A 17,119-nucleotide genomic window follows, 5' to 3' on the forward strand; every position below is an offset into this window, starting at 1 on the left:
GCAGCGAGCCTGTGCGCGATAATAATTCAGTGTTATGTTATCCGTTTCCGTTTGGCAGGAATTCTCATTCCCTGCCTTGCACGGACCAACGACCTCCATCCGAGTAAAGCCATGAGCCTACCTTCAAGCATGACGAGCCCGTCCGGCGTCATCGCGCCTTTATTTGCAATCAGCGCCACCAAAACCCATGTGCGCATGCTCGCCATCGATGCCTTGCGAGGTTTCGTCATGCTGCTGATGCTGGTGGATCATGTTCGCGAGACATTCCTGCTGCACCGTCAGGTCACCGACCCCATCGATGCGCTGAGCGTGACCCCGGACCTGTATTTCACCCGCCTGCTCAGTACGCTCTGTGCCCCGGTCTTCATCTTCCTCACCGGTTTGTCGGCCTGGCTCTACAGCCAGAAACACACCGCCGGCCAGACCTCGTTGTTCCTGCTCAAGCGTGGCCTGTTCCTGGTTTTCCTGGAACTGACTTTCGTGTGTTTCGCCTGGAACGCCGAGTTCCCGCCCAAGACACTGTGGTTGCAAGTGATCTGGTGCATTGGCATTTGCATGATTGTCCTGGCTGCGTTGTTGCACCTCAAGCGCAGTTGGCTGATCCTCCTCGGCGTTGCCATCGTTGCTGGACACAATCTGTTGGACGGTGTGGTGCCAGGGCCTGACTCGCCGTTTTTCGTGCCGTGGTCGATTCTTCATCAACGGGCATTCATCGATATCACCGAGTTCACCCGGGCCCGTACCACGTATCCGGTGCTGCCGTGGATCGGCGTGATCCTGCTGGGCTGGGTCATCGGGCCGTGGTTTGGCAAGGATGTTGAACCCGCCGTGCGCCTGCGACGGTTGTTCAAGATGGGGCTGGGCCTGCTGCTGGCCTTTGTGCTTATCCGTTACCTGAACGTGTACGGCGACAAACCCTGGCTCCAGACCGGCGACGCGCTACGCACCTTCATGAGCTTCATGAGCGCGACGAAGTATCCGCCGTCGCTGATGTTCCTGATGCCGACCCTGGGAATAGGGCTGATGTTGCTGGCACTCTTTGAAAAAGCCCAGGATCGGGGAGCCATCGCGCTGTTGGCGATCTATGGCGGCGCACCGATGTTTTTCTACCTGCTGCACCTTTACGTGCTCAAGGCCCTGTACCTGACCGCCGTTGCCATCTGGGGCACCAACCAGGGTACCTATTTCGGATTCGATGATTTACCCATGGCGTGGTTGTGGAGTGTGTTGCTGGGTGTCGTGCTGTTTTTTCCGACACGTTGGTTTGCCGGGCTCAAGCAACGGCGGCGTGATATCGCGATCCTCAAGTATCTCTGACTCGCGGGGGCTCTGGTCGCGCGAACGGTGGCGATCAGGGCCATTAAAATGCCGTCATTTGGTCGGCGTTTTTGTCAGGAATGTAAAAAGACGTTTCGGTCTGTTTATTTCCTTATGTAAACTCCCCCCGCTGCGACAATCGGACACGGCCGCGCCATGCCCGATGAACACCGTTCGCAGCGTCCCTCACCCCAGCTGAAGCCAAGACCTACAAGAAGTCAGCGCCGGAGAGATATAAACGAGAGGCCGACGTATTGCTCGGCCCTGTAGGTCCATCCTCCGGTCCTTCTCGATAGCCGCCCTGCTGGCGTTGCCGGCCATGGACGTGGGCTATCCGTGATCAGGACAGGTGGACGGAATGGCGTTCATCCTAGGGATACACACATGTTGAAGAAAACACACACGGCGCTACTGGGCCTGGCGATGGCGATGGGTCTTGCGACCACGCATGCCGCCGAGCCAAAAAAAGTGGATGTCTTGCTCATTGGTGGGGGCATCATGAGCTCGACACTCGGCGTCTGGCTCAATGAGCTGGAGCCGGGCTGGACCATGGAAATGGTCGAGCGCCTGGACGGTGTTGCCGAAGAGAGCTCCAACGGCTGGAACAATGCCGGTACCGGTCACTCTGCGCTGGCCGAGCTGAACTACACGCCGGAAGACAAGAACGGCAAGGTCGATATCTCCAAGGCCATCGAAATCAACGAAGCCTTCCAGATCTCCCGTCAGTTCTGGTCCTGGCAGGTCAAGAACGGCGTGTTGAAGAACCCGCGTTCGTTCATTAACTCCACGCCGCACATGAGCTTTTTGTGGGGCGACGAGAACATCGCGTTCCTGAAGAAGCGCTACGAAGCCCTCCAGGCCAGCCCGTTGTTCGCCGGCATGCAGTATTCCGAAGATCGCGAGCAGATCAGCAAGTGGGTGCCGCTGATGATGCAAGGGCGTGACCCGAGCCAGAAAGTCGCGGCCACTTGGAGTCCACTGGGCACTGACGTGAACTTCGGCGAAATCACGCGTCAATTCGCGGCTTACCTGCAAACCAAGCCGAACTTCTCCCTCAAGCTGTCCAGCGAAGTGGAAGAGATCACCCGCAACGAAGACGGCACCTGGCGCGTTTCGTACAAGAACCTGAAAGACGGTACCGAAACCGAGACCGACGCCAAGTTCGTGTTCATCGGCGCCGGCGGTGGTGCCTTGCACCTGCTGCAGAAGTCCGACATCCCGGAAGCGCGTGAATACGCGGGTTTCCCGGTGGGTGGTTCGTTCCTGGTCACCGAAAACCCGACGGTTGCCCAACTGCACCTGGCCAAGGCCTACGGCAAGGCTTCGGTGGGCGCACCGCCGATGTCGGTTCCGCACCTGGATACCCGTGTGCTCGATGGCAAGCGCGTGATTCTGTTTGGCCCGTTCGCAACCTTCTCCACCAAGTTCCTGAAGAACGGTTCGTACTTCGACCTGCTGACCAGCACCACCACCCACAACGTGTGGCCGATGACCAAGGTCGGTATCGAACAGTACCCACTGGTCGAGTACCTGGCCGGTCAACTGATGCTGTCGGATGAAGATCGCTTCAACGCCCTGAAAGAGTACTTCCCGGAGGCCAAGCAGGAAGACTGGCGCCTGTGGCAGGCCGGTCAGCGCGTGCAGATCATCAAGCGTGACGAAGAGAAGGGCGGCGTACTGAAACTCGGTACCGAAGTGGTTGCGTCCCAGGACGGCAGCATCGCCGGCCTGCTGGGTGCCTCGCCAGGCGCCTCGACCGCCGCACCGATCATGCTGACCGTGCTTGAGAAGGTCTTCAAGGACAAGGTCGCCAGCCCGGCCTGGCAGGAAAAACTGCACCAGATCGTGCCAAGCTACGGCACCAAGCTCAACGATAACCCTGAGCGTGTCGCCCAGGAATGGGCCTACACCAGCGAGGTCCTGCAACTGGATCCTCCGCCGGCGATCGGCAAGCCAGGCGCCACCGCGGCACCGGCCAAGCCGGCCGCTGCCCGTGAAGCCAACCCAGCGGCTGACATGGCGCTGTAAACCGGACGCCGTCTGGTGAGGTACAAAAACGCCGCTCATTGAGCGGCGTTTTTTTTGGGCTCGGTTAACCCTGTGGGAGCGAGCCTGCTCGCGATGGCGCACGCTCAGTCAGCATCAATGCTTGATCTGCTCAACATGCGAAGGATCATCTGCACTTGCCCGCATTCACCGCTTGTTCAAACCTGTACCGCTCCAGTCGCCACCGCGAAGGCGAGCATCACCAGGCTGACGCCCCAGGCCCAGAAGAACGTATAGGCCATGTGCTTGCGCAGCTCTACGCCGGACAACGCCAGCGCCAGGTACACGCTGGGCACCACCGGGCTGATGGAGAATCCGGTGTTCTCGCCGATCAACATGGCCCGGGCCACGGCCTCGAGGGGGACACCCGCGGCAGCGGCCACGTCCCTGATCACTGGCAGCAAGGCGAAATAGTAGGCATCCGGTGAGAAGATCATCCCCAGAGGGACGCCGAAGAAACCGACGATCACATGCAGATATTGGGCGGAACCGGCTGGCATGGTATCGATCAGTGCCAATGCCATGCCGTCGGACATCTTTGCGCCGGAAAGCACGCCCAGCAGAACGGCGGCGGCCATCATCACCAGGACCATTTGCAGCGCATCGGCCGCATGGGCCTTGAGGCGTTCGGCCTGGGCGTCCAGGGACGGGAAATTCAAGGGCAGGGCGATGCCCAATCCCACCATGAAACAGGCATACAAGGGAAAAATGCCGGTGAACAGGCACGCCAGGATCCCACCGGTCAGCGCCACGTTCAGCCAGTAACGCAGTCCTCGCGGGGAGAGGGCGAGTTCACGGTCTTGGGGTTGCAGGCTGTCCATGTCACAGGTTGCAGCCGCGCCCAGCGACATCGGTTGGCGACGTTGGGCGCGCAAGCCCAACACTGTCGCGACAACGAGCATGCACGCCAGGCCCACCATCTGCACTGGCAGCAAGCCTAGCCACAGTTGGGTGGCATCCAGCCCCGACACTGCGGCGGCGCGTGCAGTCGTTCCACCCCAAGGGACCATATTGATCACGCCGGCCGTGGTGCCCACCAGGCACAACAGCATCGCCGGGCTCATGTTCAGGCGTTTATACAAGGGCAGAAGGGCCGGGATGGTCAGTAAGAATGTGGCGGCGCCGACGCCGTCGAGATGGACCACTGACGTCACCAATACCGTCACCAGTGCCACGGCCAGCGGCTTGCCGCCCGTGCTGCGGATCAGCAGGTTGACCAAGGGATCGAACAATCCCCGGTCGCGCATGATGCCGAAGAACAGGATGGCAAACAGAAACAGTGCTGCGGTCGGGGCCACCGTGATCAGGCCGGTCTTGATGAATTCGCCGATCTGCCCGAGATTGAAGCCGGCCAGCAGGCAAACGATCACGGGAAGGGTGGTGAACGCCACCACCGGGCTGATCCTGCGTAGCAATATCAACCCGATAATGGCGAGCATCATCAGGAAACCCAGGGTTGTAATCATGTTGCAGCCTCTCTTTTTTATTGTTGTCGAAGGTTCGCGGGCGAAGTCGATCAGCCTTGCGGTCCGGGCAGGCGCAAGGCCAGAAGCAGGTAACTCAGGCTCTTGCCGTGACGATCAAGACCGCAACTGCGGTTCACCCCGCCCTCCAGGGCGTCCTCGAGCACGAAATTCAGCGCATTCAGGTTTGGCAGTTCATAGCGATGCACCTTGGAGGGCTGTCGCGTCGCGAATTGCTCGGCCACTCGGGCGCAGGTCAATTCCCGTAGCAGCCATGGATAGTGGGCCGGATCGTGGGGGAACAGGGCGATGCTGAGAATGTTGCCCTTGTCGCCAGCACGGGCATGGGCATAGTCGGCGAGGGTGACTAGGTTCATCAGTACCACTCCAGGGTTGTATGGATTTGATCTCGCGGTAGCAGGAAACTGCGGGTGGTAACGGTCTCGGAGAGGTGTCGCCGGACGCCACCGCCGCCCGCCGGCCCGTTGGTGTAGAGCGACTCGACCTCTGCCAGCAGGGCCTCCACCAGCCGTCGGTCGGTGTGAGTCAGGCCGATCCGCACGCGCACATCCTCCAGGGCGGGCGCCTGGGCCAGTTGCTGTTGCAGGTATCGACCGCCCTGGTCGTTGAAGAGGCTGGCGACCCCGGACAGGTCGATCCAGGGCTGGACCCCGGGTGCCAACTGGTCGAAGCGCTGCAGCAGGATTTCCCGCGCCAGGGCGGCACGCGCCACGGCGCCGGGGCCTGCGTAGGATATTTCCGCCTCGCCGAACCAGAGGCCTCGCACACCCGCCAGGCCCTTGAGTGTGTCGGGACGCGGATGACCCAGCAGGCCACTGATTTCAACACGGTCATCGCCCAAGTCCTGTACACGGGCCTGGCCCAGGTCCAGCACCACGTCCGGGGTCAGATAGCGTCGAGGGTCGTGTACTTCGTAAAGGAGCTGCTCCTTGACCGTCTGTTCGCTGACCCGTCCGCCGCTGTTGCGGGTTTTGCCGATGATCAGGCGGCCATCCTGATGGACTTCAGCAATGGGGCAGCCGAGATTGGCCGGGTCCGGAACGTCTTTCATTCCAGGATGGGCAAAATAGCCACCCGTGACTTGGGTGCAACACTCCAGCAGATGGCCAGCGGTGGTGGCGATCGCCATTTTCTGCCAATCGTCCGCCGACCACCCCAACCCATGGCGGATCGCGCCTACGGCCAACGACGGATCCGCGACCCGGCCACACAGCACGATGCCAGCGCCCTGGGCCAACGCCTGGGCGATACCGTCGGCCCCGGTGTAGACGTTCACCGCCACGGGCTGCTCCAAGGGCTCCGAGGACAGCCATCGTTCGTAACGGGGCGGTGTTTCTTCCAACAGATCATCACCCAGCACGCAGGCGATTTTCAGTGCAGGGAAGCGGCCCGCCAGCGTCTGGCGCAGCCGTTGCGCGGCCGCCCTGGGATTGGCGGCGCCGCCGTTGGTGATTATTGGGATGCCAGCCTCGATGCACACGTCGAGCATGGGTTCGAGGAAATCGAACAGGCGCACGGAATATCCCGCTTGGGGATCCACGCGCTTGCGTAGTTGCGCCTCGGCCAGGGTCCGTTCAGCCAGCAGTTCCAGCATGATGTAGCGTTGGCCGCCGCGTTGTGCCAGGTCTTGGGCCAGACGCAGGGCGGCGTCGGGTCGATCATTGGCGAAACCGGCGCCGCAGCCGACGAGAATTGTTTTTGTCATGTCGTTTTCCACTGAGGGGTGGCCCCATAGTGGAGAGACTGGATTGTTCTGTGAATTTTAAAGGTAGAATCAATTGATTCATTAATTTTATAAGTTGGCCATGAACGTTACTTTTCGACAGCTTCGTGCCTTTATCCTCATCGCCGAGACGTCGAGCTTTACCCGCACGGCAGAACAATTGCACCTGTCCCAGCCGGCGCTGAGCTATAGCGTCCGCAAACTGGAAGAGAGCATGGGGCTGCAGTTGCTCGCGCGTAATACCCGCAGTGTCGAGCTGACCCCGGCCGGTGAGCATTTTCTACCCCAGGCGCGGCGCATGCTCCGGGACATGAACGACGCCGTGCGCGATGCTCGCGACACCCTGAGCCTGAGCCGTGGCACGCTCCGGCTGGCCGCCTTGCCCACCGCTGCGGCGTCATTCCTGCCGATCGCCATCGCTTCTTTCCAGCACGAGAACCCTGGCGTGACGGTGAGCTTGTTGGACGGCCGCGCCGGGGAAATCATGGGCTGGGTGCAGCGAGGGGAGGTGGACGCCGGCATCAGTTCGTTGCCTGACGATCTGTCCGGACTGAGCTTTGTGCGCCTGTTGGATGACAATCTGGTGTTGCTGAGCCACAAAGACCCGCAGCGTGACGGCCAGGGCGACTGGAAGCGGCAACCCTATATTGCCCTCACGCCTGACACCAGCATCCGGCCCCTGGCTGACGCTGCGTTGCGCTATTTGAACGTCGACCCTGTGCCGGCCTGGGAAGTGGCGCACATGAGCACGGCCACGGCCCTGGTGCGCGAAGGATTGGGGTTTTCTCTGTTGCCGGCCAGTTGCACGGCGGTGTTCAACATTGGCGAGCAGTGTGCTGTCACCGCCATCGACCAGCCGGCGAAGCGCTCGATAGGCCTGTTGCAACGCAAGCCGGTGGCTCAATCACCTTCGTTGAGTCAGTTCATGCAGCATTTGCGGCAGGTGCTGCACAAGGACGATGTCAGCCACGGACACTGAGGTTGATCGGGCCACCGCGCTATTGAGTGCCAAACATTGCCGTCCAATAGATCCCGGCATCGCTTTTCGGATCGCTCGCGTACCCGGCGCCCAATTCACGAAACTGCGGGTTCATCAGGTTGGCGCAGTGCCCCGGGCTGGCTAGCCAGCCGTCCACCACCTTGAGCGCAGTGTCCTGTCCGGCGGCGATGTTCTCGCCAATCAACTGGCCCAGATAGCCGGCCAGCTCGGCGCGGTCGCCCGGCATGCGGTTGTCGCGGTCCTTGTGGTCGAAGAAATTGTTGTTGGCCATGGCCCGGGTGTGGTTCACAGCGGCCAGGGCCAAGGTGGCGTTCCAGGCCAGCGGCGTGGTGGCGGCGAAGGTTTCGGTGCCACAGCGACGCGGCTGGGTGCGGGCACTGTTGATCAGTTTCAGCAGCTTCTGGCCCTCGGCTTGCCAATCACCCAGGCGCGCCGACAACAGTGGGCGCGCCAGCACGATGCGCCATTCGCGGTCCAGGCGGCTGACGCCGATGTCGATGAACTGCGGGTCGAGTACTACCTGGCAGAAGCTTTCCTGGACGGCTTTCATGGCTGATTGTGCGTCGCGCGGCCCGGACAGGCTGATGGCCTGCACGTTGACCATTGGATAGGCCGCCCGCGCCAGCGCCTGCTGCAGGTCGCCGATGCCGTTGGCCGACAGGATCAGCCGGGAATCCATCGCCAGCGGTGGCAACTCCAGCGAGGCCTGGCCGGCACAGCTTTGGGACTGGCTGCGGTAAAGGTTGATGGACTCGACCAGTTGCGTCTCTTCGGTGGCCGTGGCACCGGTGGTGAATAGCAGGCCCAGCGACAGCACGACAAGACCCATGACGGATGAAATGGCACGCATGTAAATCTCCCTTGAGCGGACGGCGCCTATGATGCGCAATTTTTGCCCCGCTGGGGCAACGGTATTCACGCTCTTTTGAAATCCCTTGGAACGGCACCGTTGGGTAGCGTTCGGGATGATCCTCAAATAGTGGGATCAACTTTCAGGCGAATAAGTCCATTTCCGTCGTTTCAAGGCCATAAAATCGCAGATTATCAGCTCATCCAGTTCCCGCCATCGACGTTATAGGTCTGCGCGACCACGTACTCGCTCTCCGCCGAGGCGAGGAAAATCGCCATCCCGGCGAGGTCCTCCGCCGTGCCCATCCGGCCATAGGGCACCTGTTGCCCTGCCTGGCGCTTCTTTTCCCCCAACGGCAGGTTTTCGTGGCGGGCGAACAGCGCATCCACGCCATCCCAATGCTCGCCATCCACCACGCCGGGGGCGATGGCGTTGACGTTGATCCGATGCTTGATCAGATCCAGCCCGGCGGACTGGGTCAGGCTGATCACCGCTGCCTTGGTGGCGCAATAGACACCGACCAGCGCTTCGCCGCGCCGACCGGCCTGGCTGGCCATGTTGATGATCCGGCCGCCATGGCCCTGGCGGATCATCTGCCGCGCCGCCGCTTGCAGGGTGAACAGCGTGCCGGCGACATTGATGGAAAACAGCCGCTCGTAGCTCTGGCGGGTGATTTCCACGATGGGCGCCAGGTCGAACAGCGCGGCGTTGTTGATCAGGATATCCAGCTTGCCCACCCGGGCCACCACGGCGTCGATGGCCTGGTCGATCGACGCCTGGTCCGTCACATCCATTTTGACCGCGTAGGCGCTATCGCCCAGTTCGGCGGCGGTGGCCTGGGCTCGCTCCAGGTCGATATCGGCGATCGCCACTGTGGCGCCTTCGTTGATGTAGGCCTGGGCGAATGTCCTGCCGATACCGCGGGCGGCACCGGTCACCAGGGCACTTTTTCCTTCCAGTCGTTTCATGGGTTGTCCTGTCTTCAGTCTAGGTGGTAGGCGGCGCACACAGCCGTGTGGCGAGGGAGCTTGCTCCCGCTCGAGTGCGTAGCACTCGCCGATGTGGGGCCGCTGCGCGACCCAGCGGGAGCAAGCTCCCTCGCCACAAAAAGGCCGGGGCCAATCGTTATAGCTTTGGATACCCAGCCCGCTTCATTTCCCGCTCGGTGCTCGATTGTGCCGAGGCCAGCGCCTGTTCCACCGTGACCTGTCCGGTGAGGGCGACGGTAAACAGCTGGCCGACGGAGGTGCCGATGGCTTGGAGCTCTGGAATCGTCACGTACTGGATGCCCACGTACGGCACCGGTTCGTCGCCAATGGCAAGCCGATTACAGCAGCGCCCGTGGAGGCCGACAAACGCAGGGAGGATCGTGCGTTGATACTTTTTTAACGCCCTTGAGTGCGACAGGTGCGGGTTAAAAAAGTATCAGTGACCGGTCAGGCCGAGGCTGGCGAAGCGCTGCGCACTCGGCGTAAGGTGCCCGCTATAACGATAAAAGAGGCGCGACATGCCTGATCCCCGAACGCCCCTGTTCGAGCAGCGACCAGCCGAACTGGAAGTCATCCTGCCTGAGCCCGAACACAGTTTTCGCTGGTACGAGCATGATTACCCGTACCCGATGGCGCGCTGGAACCATCACCCCGAATTTGAAATCCACCTGATCCGCCAGGGCAGCGGCAAGCTGTTGGCGGGCGACTACATCGGTCCGTTTGGCCCTGGCCACGTGGCGATGATTGGCCCGGACTTGCCCCACGATTGGATGGGCGACCTGGCGTCGGGCGAGCACCTGCCCGGGCGCGACGTGGTCTTGCAGTTCGACGGTGCCACGCTGCTGACCTTGCGCCGAACCCTGCCCGAACTGGGCGATCTGCAGGGCCTGTTCGAACGCGCCCGCCGCGGCCTGGCCTTCGGCGGCAACACCGCGCGGCAGGCTGCGCACCTGCTGGAAGCCATCGGGCCGGCCCAGGGACTGGCGCGGTTGGCGCTGTTCCTGGAACTGCTTCACACCCTCAACCAAGCCCCTGGCGACGAAGCCTTGAGCCTGGCGAGCCCTTGCTATGCGCCGACCCTCGATGCGCGCAGCTCCGAGCGCATCCACAAAGCCTTCGAATACTTGCAGGCCGAACTCACCGGCGACCTGCGCCTGTCGGTGATCGCCCGCCAATTGGGCATGAGCGAGCCAGGCTTCTCGAGGTTCTTCAAGCGCATCACCGGGCACGGTTTCATTGACTTGATGCGCAAGCTGCGGGTCCAGCGTGCCTGTCGCTTGCTGTTGCAGAGTGAAATGCCCGTGACCGATATCTGTTTTGAAGTGGGCTACAACAACTTGTCCAACTTCAACCGGCATTTTCGGATAGAAATGAACCAGACCCCCAGCGAGTACCGGCGGGGCGCTTTTGCCCCTGCTTGACGGAGCCTGCCATGTTGACCGTCGTTGAGCAGCCAGTGTGGGAGCCGAGCTTGCTCCCGCAGGTAATGTTGTTCACTCAAGGCCGGCGATATACCCGTGGCGAGGGAGCTTGCTCCCGCTGGGGCGCGAAGCGGCCCCAAGACCTGCCTTCGCAGCATCTCCCAGGTTCGGTGTTCAGTCCGGTACACCTTTTTGATGCTTCTTCAACCGATACGCGAACTGTGCCCGGCTCAGCCCCAATGAGCGTGCGGCCGCTGCCAGGTTGCCGCTGCTCAGTTGCAGGGCTTCGTTGATCAGCCGTGACTCCAGCCCGTCAATGGAGAAGTCCGAGTCCAGTTGGCTGAGGGACTGGAGCAACGCCGGTTTTTCCGCGGGGTCGTTGGCAGCCATGCCCATCGGCGAGAGACCGCCGTGCAGGTCCACGGAATACGCGTCCACCGGCAGTTGCTCATTGCGAAACAGATGGACCAGGTCAATCGCCTGGCCTTCTTCGCTGGCGATCAGGCCGCGCTCGATGAGGTTCTGCAATTCGCGCACGTTGCCCGGGAAGTCATAGCGCAGCAGGACCTTCAAGGCGCGCATGGTCAGGCCCATCGGGGTGCGGCCGTATTCCTGGCAAAAGCGCTTGAGGAAGGCATTGATCAGCAGCGGTATGTCATCGCGACGCTCGCGCAAGGGCGGCAAGGCGATGGGGTAGACGTTGAGCCGATAGAACAGGTCTTCACGGAACGCGCCGTCCGCCACGGCCTTGCGCAGGTCGATGTTGGTGGCCGCCACGACCCGTACATCGACCTTGATGCCGTGGCCACCACCGATCCGTTCGATTTCCCGCTCCTGCAAGGCGCGCAGCAACTTGCTTTGCCCGGCCAGGCTCAGGCAGGTGATCTCATCCAGGAACAACGTGCCGCCATGGGCTCGCTCGAAACGACCGGGACGTGAATGGGTGGCCCCGGTATAGGCACCGCGTTCGACGCCAAACAGTTCGGCTTCGATCAGGTTGTCGGGGATGGCCGCGCAGTTGAGGGCGATGAACGGACCATCGCGTCGGCGACTCAGTTGGTGCAGCTGGCGGGCGAACATCTCCTTGCCGACGCCGGATTCGCCGCTGACCAGCACGGTGGCGGGGGTCAAGGCCACCCGCTGCAAGGCTTGGGTCGCGGCGTTGAAGGCGGCGCTGGCACCGATCAGCGGCTGTTCGCTGTCCGGCAGCGGGGCGGTGCCGGCAACGCTGTCGGACTGGCTGTCGGTGCGCGCGACGACCGCTGGCGGTGAGGCGTTGAGGTAATTGAGGTCCTGCTCGACATCGCCCCATTGCTCGGCGGTCTTGCCGACGACTCGGCAGCGTTCGTGTCCCATGCCTCGGCATTCCACTTCGCGGAAGATCACCAGTTGCCCGAACAACCCGCTGACGAAACCGATGGCATAGCCCAGTTCGGTCCAGCACACCGGATCCTGCCCGGTGCCATAGGCGGCGACATGCTCGTCGGCCTCACAGGAGTGGTGCCAGAGAAATTCCCCTTCATAGAACCCGGAGTCGGCATCGAACTTGAAATGCAGCGGCTCGACCTTGGTCATGCCTTCAAGGGTGTGCAGATGCGTGCCGGCGCGAAATACCGCCGCGGCATCGGCGTGGGGCCAGCGTTCGCGAATCAGCCGGGCGTCCCGGGCGCCGGAGGAATAGCCGGTGCGGGTGAGCATCCCACGGGCCTGTTCCAGCCCCTGGCGTTCGATGATTTCCCGGCGCAACGCACCGAAGGATGAACTGTGCAGCAGCAACATGCGTTGGTCGTTGAGCCAGATACGGCCATCGTCGGGGGAGAAAAACAGACATGCGGTGAGTTCTGCCGTCGTGGGCGAGCTGTTGTCGGTCAGCTCGTTGCTGTCACCCCGTGGACGGAAGTGCTCGGTGGCGATCCGGTGATCCGGCAATTGGCAGTGGGGATTATTCATTGTTATGCCCCTGATGGCGGGTGATCGAAATGATCATCTGGCGAGATAGTTATTAAGCATAACTTTATCAAATGAACAAGTGGCAGCTGGCCAACGGCCACGTCGGCAGATGCGTCATCAGCCTTGCACTCGATGCAGAGCATTGATCCAGAGCCCTGCGCCAGGTTTATCAACGTCCGCAGGCGAAACCGGCACAGCGCTTGCTCAAGCACTTGCACGGCGTGCGTCGATACCTTCCAGGTGCGGCAAACGATGACAACAAAAAAGAGCCGGGAGTGTTAAATGTCTGCATCCAAAAGCCACCTGTTGTCCCAGGTGATCGAGTCGGAATGTGTCTTCAACGGTGACTGGGTGCCTGCGTCGGGGCCGCTGCAATCGATCATTGAACCGGCCACCGGTGAGCGCTTGATGCGCTGTGCCACGGCCGACTCCGCCGACATTGCCAAGGCCAGCCGCGACGCAGCCCTGGCGCAGCCGGGTTGGGCGGCGCTGGGCCCGCGACAACGCGCGGCGATCTTCCGCAAGGCCGCCGAGGTGGCAGAGCATTCCTTCAACGAACTGGCACTGTACGTGGCTCGGGAGTCCGGCGCCGCGCTGTTCAAGGGGCAACACGAAGTGCGCGAAGCCATCGTGCTGTTGCATCAGGCCGCCGGCCTGCTGTCCCAGGCCCATGGGGTGGTCCTGCCCAGCGAGGCGGGGCGCCTGTCCTATGCGCGGCGCCAGCCCCATGGTGTGGTCGGCGTGATTTCGCCCTTCAACTTTCCCCTGGTGCTGTCCATGCGCTCCGTTGCGCCAGCCCTGGCGGCGGGCAATGCGGTGGTGCTCAAGCCGGATCCGCAGACCCCGGTGAGCGGCGGTTTTCTCATCGCTCGTTTGTTCGAGGTGGCAGGGCTGCCCAAGGGCCTGTTGCAAGTGTTGCCCGGCGCGGCGGATGCCGGTGAGGCACTGTGCCGTGACCCTAACGTGCGCATGATCGCCTTTACCGGTTCCACGGGTGCCGGTCGCAAGGTCGCTGAAGTCGCCGGGCGCAACCTGAAGAAGGTCGCGCTGGAGCTGGGTGGCAAGAACCCGCTGATCATTCTTGAAGACGCCGACCTCGACCTCGCCGCCCGCAATGCGGCCTGGGGCGCCTGGCTGCATCAAGGGCAGATTTGCATGGCCACCGGGTTGATTCTCGCCCATGAATCCATCGCCGAAGAACTGACCCGCAAACTGGTGGAAAAGGCCCGGGCCTTGACGGTAGGCAACGCCGCCCAGGGCGAAGCCGCGTTGGGGCCGCTGATCAATCAGCGGCAACTGAAACGGGTGCACGACATCGTCAGCGACTCCGTGCGCGCCGGCGCCCGGCTGGAGGCAGGCGGCGAGCACGATCGACTGTTCTACCAGGCCACCGTGCTCAGCGGCGTGAAACCGGGCATGCGTGCCTTCGACGAGGAGATCTTCGGCCCCGTGGCAACGGTGGTCAGCTTCGCCACCGATGATGAAGCCGTCGAGTTGGCCAACCGCACCGAGTACGGTTTGGCGGCGGCGATCATTTCGTCGTCGGTGGGCCGGGCCATGGCCATCGGTGAGCGGTTGCAGTGCGGCATGTTGCACATCAATGACCAGACCGTCGCCGATGAGTGCATCAACCCGTTCGGCGGGCGCGGCGCCTCGGGCAATGGCGGCAGCGTCGGCGGCCCGGCGGACTGGGACGAATACACCCAATGGCAGTGGGTGACGGTCAAGGACAAGGCGCCGGTCTACCCCTTCTGACAGACAGGTTTACAGGGCCCGATGAGCTGAGGGCCCTGCGAGTACACAAAAATAATAAGAGGACTCAACATGAAACTCGACAACAAGATTGTGCTGGTCACCGGTGTCTCGTCAGGCATTGGTGCTGCCACGGCAAGCCTGCTGCGCACTCATGGCGCCCACGTGATTGGCGTCGACCTCAAGGCGCCGCACATGACCCTGGACGGTTTTGTGCAAGGCGATTTGAGTAGCGCCGAAAACATCGAACGGTTGCTGCCGCAGCTACCCGCACGGCTCGACAGTCTGTGCAACATCGCCGGGGTGCCGGGCACCGCAAACCCGCAACTGCTGGCGCGGGTCAACTACCTTGGGTTGCGCCACTTGAGCCGTGCGCTGCTGCCGCGCATCAACGCTGGCGGCAGCATCGTCAATATCGCCTCGATCCTCGGCGCCGAATGGCCGTTGCGCCTGGAACAGCACAAGGCGCTGGCGCGCATCGAGGATTTTACCGCCGCGCAAGCCTGGCTGGCCGACCACCGGGTGCCGGACCAGACCTGCTACCAGTACTTCAAGGAAGCCTTGATCGTCTGGACCTACCTGCAGGCCCAACCCTGGTTTCTTGAGCATTCGGTGCGCATGAACAGTGTTGCGCCAGGCCCAGTGTTCACGCCGATCCTCGACGACTTCGTGAGCATGCTCGGCGAGGCCCGGACCCAGGCCGATGCCCATCGCATGAAACGTCCTGCTTACGCCGATGAGGTGGCGGCGGTGATCGCTTTCCTGTGTGCCGACGAGTCGCGCTGGATCAACGGCGTCAACCTGCCGGTCGATGGTGGATTGGCCTCCACCTACATCTGAATGCGCATCCGTAGAACGGTGCAAGCCGCTACCCAAGCGTGTTGGCTGCAAAGCCATGCCCAAAAATAACAATAATGAGAAGCGTCCATGGATAACCTCAAAGATTGCTTTGGTTTCAAGCATTGCGCCCTGTTCCTGGCGTTATGCAGCACCGGTGTGATGGTCGAAAGGGTCCAGGCCATGCAAATGGACCTGGGTGACTCCGACTGGAAACTGCGCTGGGACAACACCATCAAGTACAGCCAGGCCTGGCGCCTGCGAGGGCAGGGCAGCCGCCTGACCAACGCCTCGACCGCCAACGGTCTGTACCCTTCGATCCAGAGCCAGGGCGACAAGAATTTCAGTCGCGGCCTGGTCTCCAACCGCCTGGACCTGTTTTCCGAAATGGACCTGAGCCGGCAAAACTATGGTCTGCGCGTGAGCGGCGCAGCCTGGTACGACGATATCTACAACAAGGACACCGACAGCAGCGAGCAGCCCCACTTCCTCAGCGAAACCCGCAAGCTCCACGGCCGTGACGCGGAAATTCTCGACGCCTTCGTGTTCCTGCGCGGTGACCTTGGCGAAGACTCCCAGGGCGTGGTGCGCGTGGGCCGGCATAGCCTCATCTACGGTGAAAGCCTGTTCTACGGCGGCAACGGCATCGCCAATGCCCAGGGACCGAGCGATGTGGTCAAGTTGCTCAGCGTGCCGGGGACCCAGTTCAAGGAGATCCTGCGGCCGGTCAATCAGATTTCCGGGCAGTTGCAGATCAACCCGCAGTTGTCGGTGGGGGCTTACTATCAGTTCGAGTGGGAGCGCTCCAACGTTCCCGGTGCCGGCAGCTACCTGAGCGATGTCGATGCCATTGGCTACGGTAGTGGTCCGTTGCGCGAAGTGTTTGGCAACGACACCGTCAATGCCGGTGACTTGAAGCCGCGTAATTCGGGGCAGGGCGGTATGCAGATCCGCTACAAGCCTGATGGGACCGAACTGGAGCTGGGTTTCTACGCCGCGCAGTACCACGACAAAGCCCCGAGTGGCCTGTACGCCTACCTCGACGGAGCCGCCTCGGCGGCCACTGGCTTGCCGATCCTGGGTTCCTATCGCCAGGTCTACGCCGAAGACATCAAGACCGCCGGCGTCAGTTTCTCCACTGCCCACGGGCCGTTCAACTTCGCCGGTGAAACCTCCGTGCGCTGGAACGCGCCGCTGGTCAGCAATCTGCAAGTGGTCGCGCCAGGCCTGGACGTCGATGGCGGTAACGATGAGCTGTTTGCCCGAGGCAAGACCGCCCACGCCAACCTGTCGGCGATTTACCTGTTGTCGCCCACCTCGTTCTGGGACGGCGGTTCCGCGCTGGCCGAACTGGCCTGGAACCGTACCTTGAGCGTCACCAAGAACGCGGCGGCCCTGGACTCCAATACCACCCGCGATGCCACGGCGTTGCGGGTACTGCTGGAACCGGCGTACTTCCAGGTGATCGACGGCATCGACCTGACCGTGCCGATTGGCATGGGCGTGGTACTCGATGGGCGTTCGTCGGCCGTCAGCAAGGCAGGCTTCGGCAACACCCACTCCGGTGACTGGAGCGTCGGGGTCAAGGCGACTTACTTGCAGCGTTGGGACGTCGGCCTGAACTACGTGAACTTCTTCGGCGCACCGAAAGCCGGGCTGCGCGAGGACGGCAATTTCAGTTACGGACAGTCGTTGGCCGACCGCGACTTCGTCTCGCTCTACGTGAAAACCTCATTCTAATAAGGTGGAT

The 17,119-nt window shown here is 62.1% G+C and carries 13 protein-coding genes and 1 pseudogene; 7 read left to right on the forward strand and 7 right to left on the reverse strand.

All coding sequences use genetic code 11. The annotated features are described in order from the left end of the window. Window positions 1–111: 111 nt before the first annotated feature. Together BM300_RS18790 and mqo are read left to right on the forward strand one after the other, a co-directional pair. On the forward strand, window positions 112–1,317 hold the full coding sequence (locus BM300_RS18790; RefSeq protein ID WP_092463559.1) for an acetyltransferase domain-containing protein: 1,206 nt from the start codon (window positions 112–114) through the stop codon (window positions 1,315–1,317). 384 nt (window positions 1,318–1,701) lie between these two features. After that, window positions 1,702–3,345, forward strand: coding sequence for a malate dehydrogenase (quinone) (gene mqo, locus BM300_RS18795; RefSeq protein WP_092141388.1), 1,644 nt, complete (start codon window positions 1,702–1,704; stop codon window positions 3,343–3,345). 176 nt (window positions 3,346–3,521) lie between these two features. Here mqo and BM300_RS18800 read toward each other — a convergent pair whose 3' ends face one another. The 3 genes from BM300_RS18800 to BM300_RS18810 are packed head-to-tail and all read right to left on the reverse strand — an operon-like array spanning window position 3,522 to window position 6,552. Beyond that, window positions 3,522–4,829 (reverse strand): CitMHS family transporter, encoded by a 1,308-nt coding sequence (locus BM300_RS18800; RefSeq protein WP_092344982.1) that lies wholly within the window; start codon window positions 4,827–4,829, stop codon window positions 3,522–3,524. Window positions 4,830–4,879: 50 nt separating this feature from the next. Beyond that, window positions 4,880–5,203, reverse strand: coding sequence for an AtuA-related protein (locus tag BM300_RS18805; protein WP_003201468.1), 324 nt, complete (start codon window positions 5,201–5,203; stop codon window positions 4,880–4,882). Continuing rightward, window positions 5,203–6,552: an acyclic terpene utilization AtuA family protein gene (locus BM300_RS18810; RefSeq protein WP_092463561.1), complete on the reverse strand. Its 1,350-nt coding sequence runs from the start codon at window positions 6,550–6,552 to the stop codon at window positions 5,203–5,205. The genes BM300_RS18805 and BM300_RS18810 overlap by 1 nt, the downstream gene beginning before the upstream one ends. Before the next feature lie 100 nt (window positions 6,553–6,652). Here BM300_RS18810 and BM300_RS18815 point away from each other — a divergent pair, with 100 nt between their 5' ends. Next, the gene (locus BM300_RS18815; protein WP_092222118.1) at window positions 6,653–7,549 is read left to right on the forward strand and encodes a LysR family transcriptional regulator; all 897 of its coding nucleotides are present in this window, start codon (window positions 6,653–6,655) and stop codon (window positions 7,547–7,549) included. Between the two features lie 19 nt (window positions 7,550–7,568). Here BM300_RS18815 and BM300_RS18820 read toward each other — a convergent pair whose 3' ends face one another. The 3 genes and pseudogenes from BM300_RS18820 to BM300_RS18830 all read right to left on the reverse strand — a co-directional run. Beyond that, complete coding sequence (locus BM300_RS18820) at window positions 7,569–8,420, reverse strand: CAP domain-containing protein (RefSeq protein WP_063321438.1); 852 nt, start codon at window positions 8,418–8,420, stop codon at window positions 7,569–7,571. A 194-nt stretch (window positions 8,421–8,614) separates the two neighbouring features. Then, a complete protein-coding gene (locus BM300_RS18825; RefSeq protein ID WP_072344801.1) occupies window positions 8,615–9,388 on the reverse strand; it encodes an L-iditol 2-dehydrogenase in 774 nt (257 codons plus the stop codon). Window positions 9,389–9,545: 157 nt separating this feature from the next. Next, a pseudogene (locus BM300_RS18830) lies at window positions 9,546–9,728 on the reverse strand (sugar ABC transporter substrate-binding protein); the annotation flags it as partial. A 199-nt stretch (window positions 9,729–9,927) separates the two neighbouring features. Between BM300_RS18830 and BM300_RS18835 the strand changes: the two are divergent. Continuing rightward, window positions 9,928–10,830: an AraC family transcriptional regulator gene (locus BM300_RS18835; protein WP_092463563.1), complete on the forward strand. Its 903-nt coding sequence runs from the start codon at window positions 9,928–9,930 to the stop codon at window positions 10,828–10,830. A gap of 174 nt (window positions 10,831–11,004) precedes the next feature. Here the strand turns inward: BM300_RS18835 and BM300_RS18840 are convergent, their stop codons facing one another. Continuing rightward, the gene (locus BM300_RS18840; RefSeq protein ID WP_092141379.1) at window positions 11,005–12,780 is read right to left on the reverse strand and encodes a sigma-54-dependent Fis family transcriptional regulator; all 1,776 of its coding nucleotides are present in this window, start codon (window positions 12,778–12,780) and stop codon (window positions 11,005–11,007) included. A 282-nt stretch (window positions 12,781–13,062) separates the two neighbouring features. On the opposite strand from BM300_RS18840, the gene BM300_RS18845 reads away from it, so the two are divergent. The 3 genes from BM300_RS18845 (at window position 13,063) to BM300_RS18855 (ending at window position 17,109) form a co-directional block, all read left to right on the forward strand. Beyond that, entirely contained in the window at window positions 13,063–14,535 is a 1,473-nt protein-coding gene (locus tag BM300_RS18845; RefSeq protein WP_092141376.1) for a benzaldehyde dehydrogenase, read from the forward strand. A gap of 69 nt (window positions 14,536–14,604) precedes the next feature. Further along, entirely contained in the window at window positions 14,605–15,372 is a 768-nt protein-coding gene (locus BM300_RS18850; RefSeq protein ID WP_069970856.1) for a coniferyl-alcohol dehydrogenase, read from the forward strand. 87 nt (window positions 15,373–15,459) lie between these two features. After that, window positions 15,460–17,109: a DUF1302 domain-containing protein gene (locus tag BM300_RS18855; protein WP_092463566.1), complete on the forward strand. Its 1,650-nt coding sequence runs from the start codon at window positions 15,460–15,462 to the stop codon at window positions 17,107–17,109. Window positions 17,110–17,119: the final 10 nt, after the last annotated feature.

Source organism: Pseudomonas sp. NFACC46-3, assembly GCF_900114515.1.
Classification (GTDB): domain Bacteria; phylum Pseudomonadota; class Gammaproteobacteria; order Pseudomonadales; family Pseudomonadaceae; genus Aquipseudomonas; species Aquipseudomonas fluorescens_Q.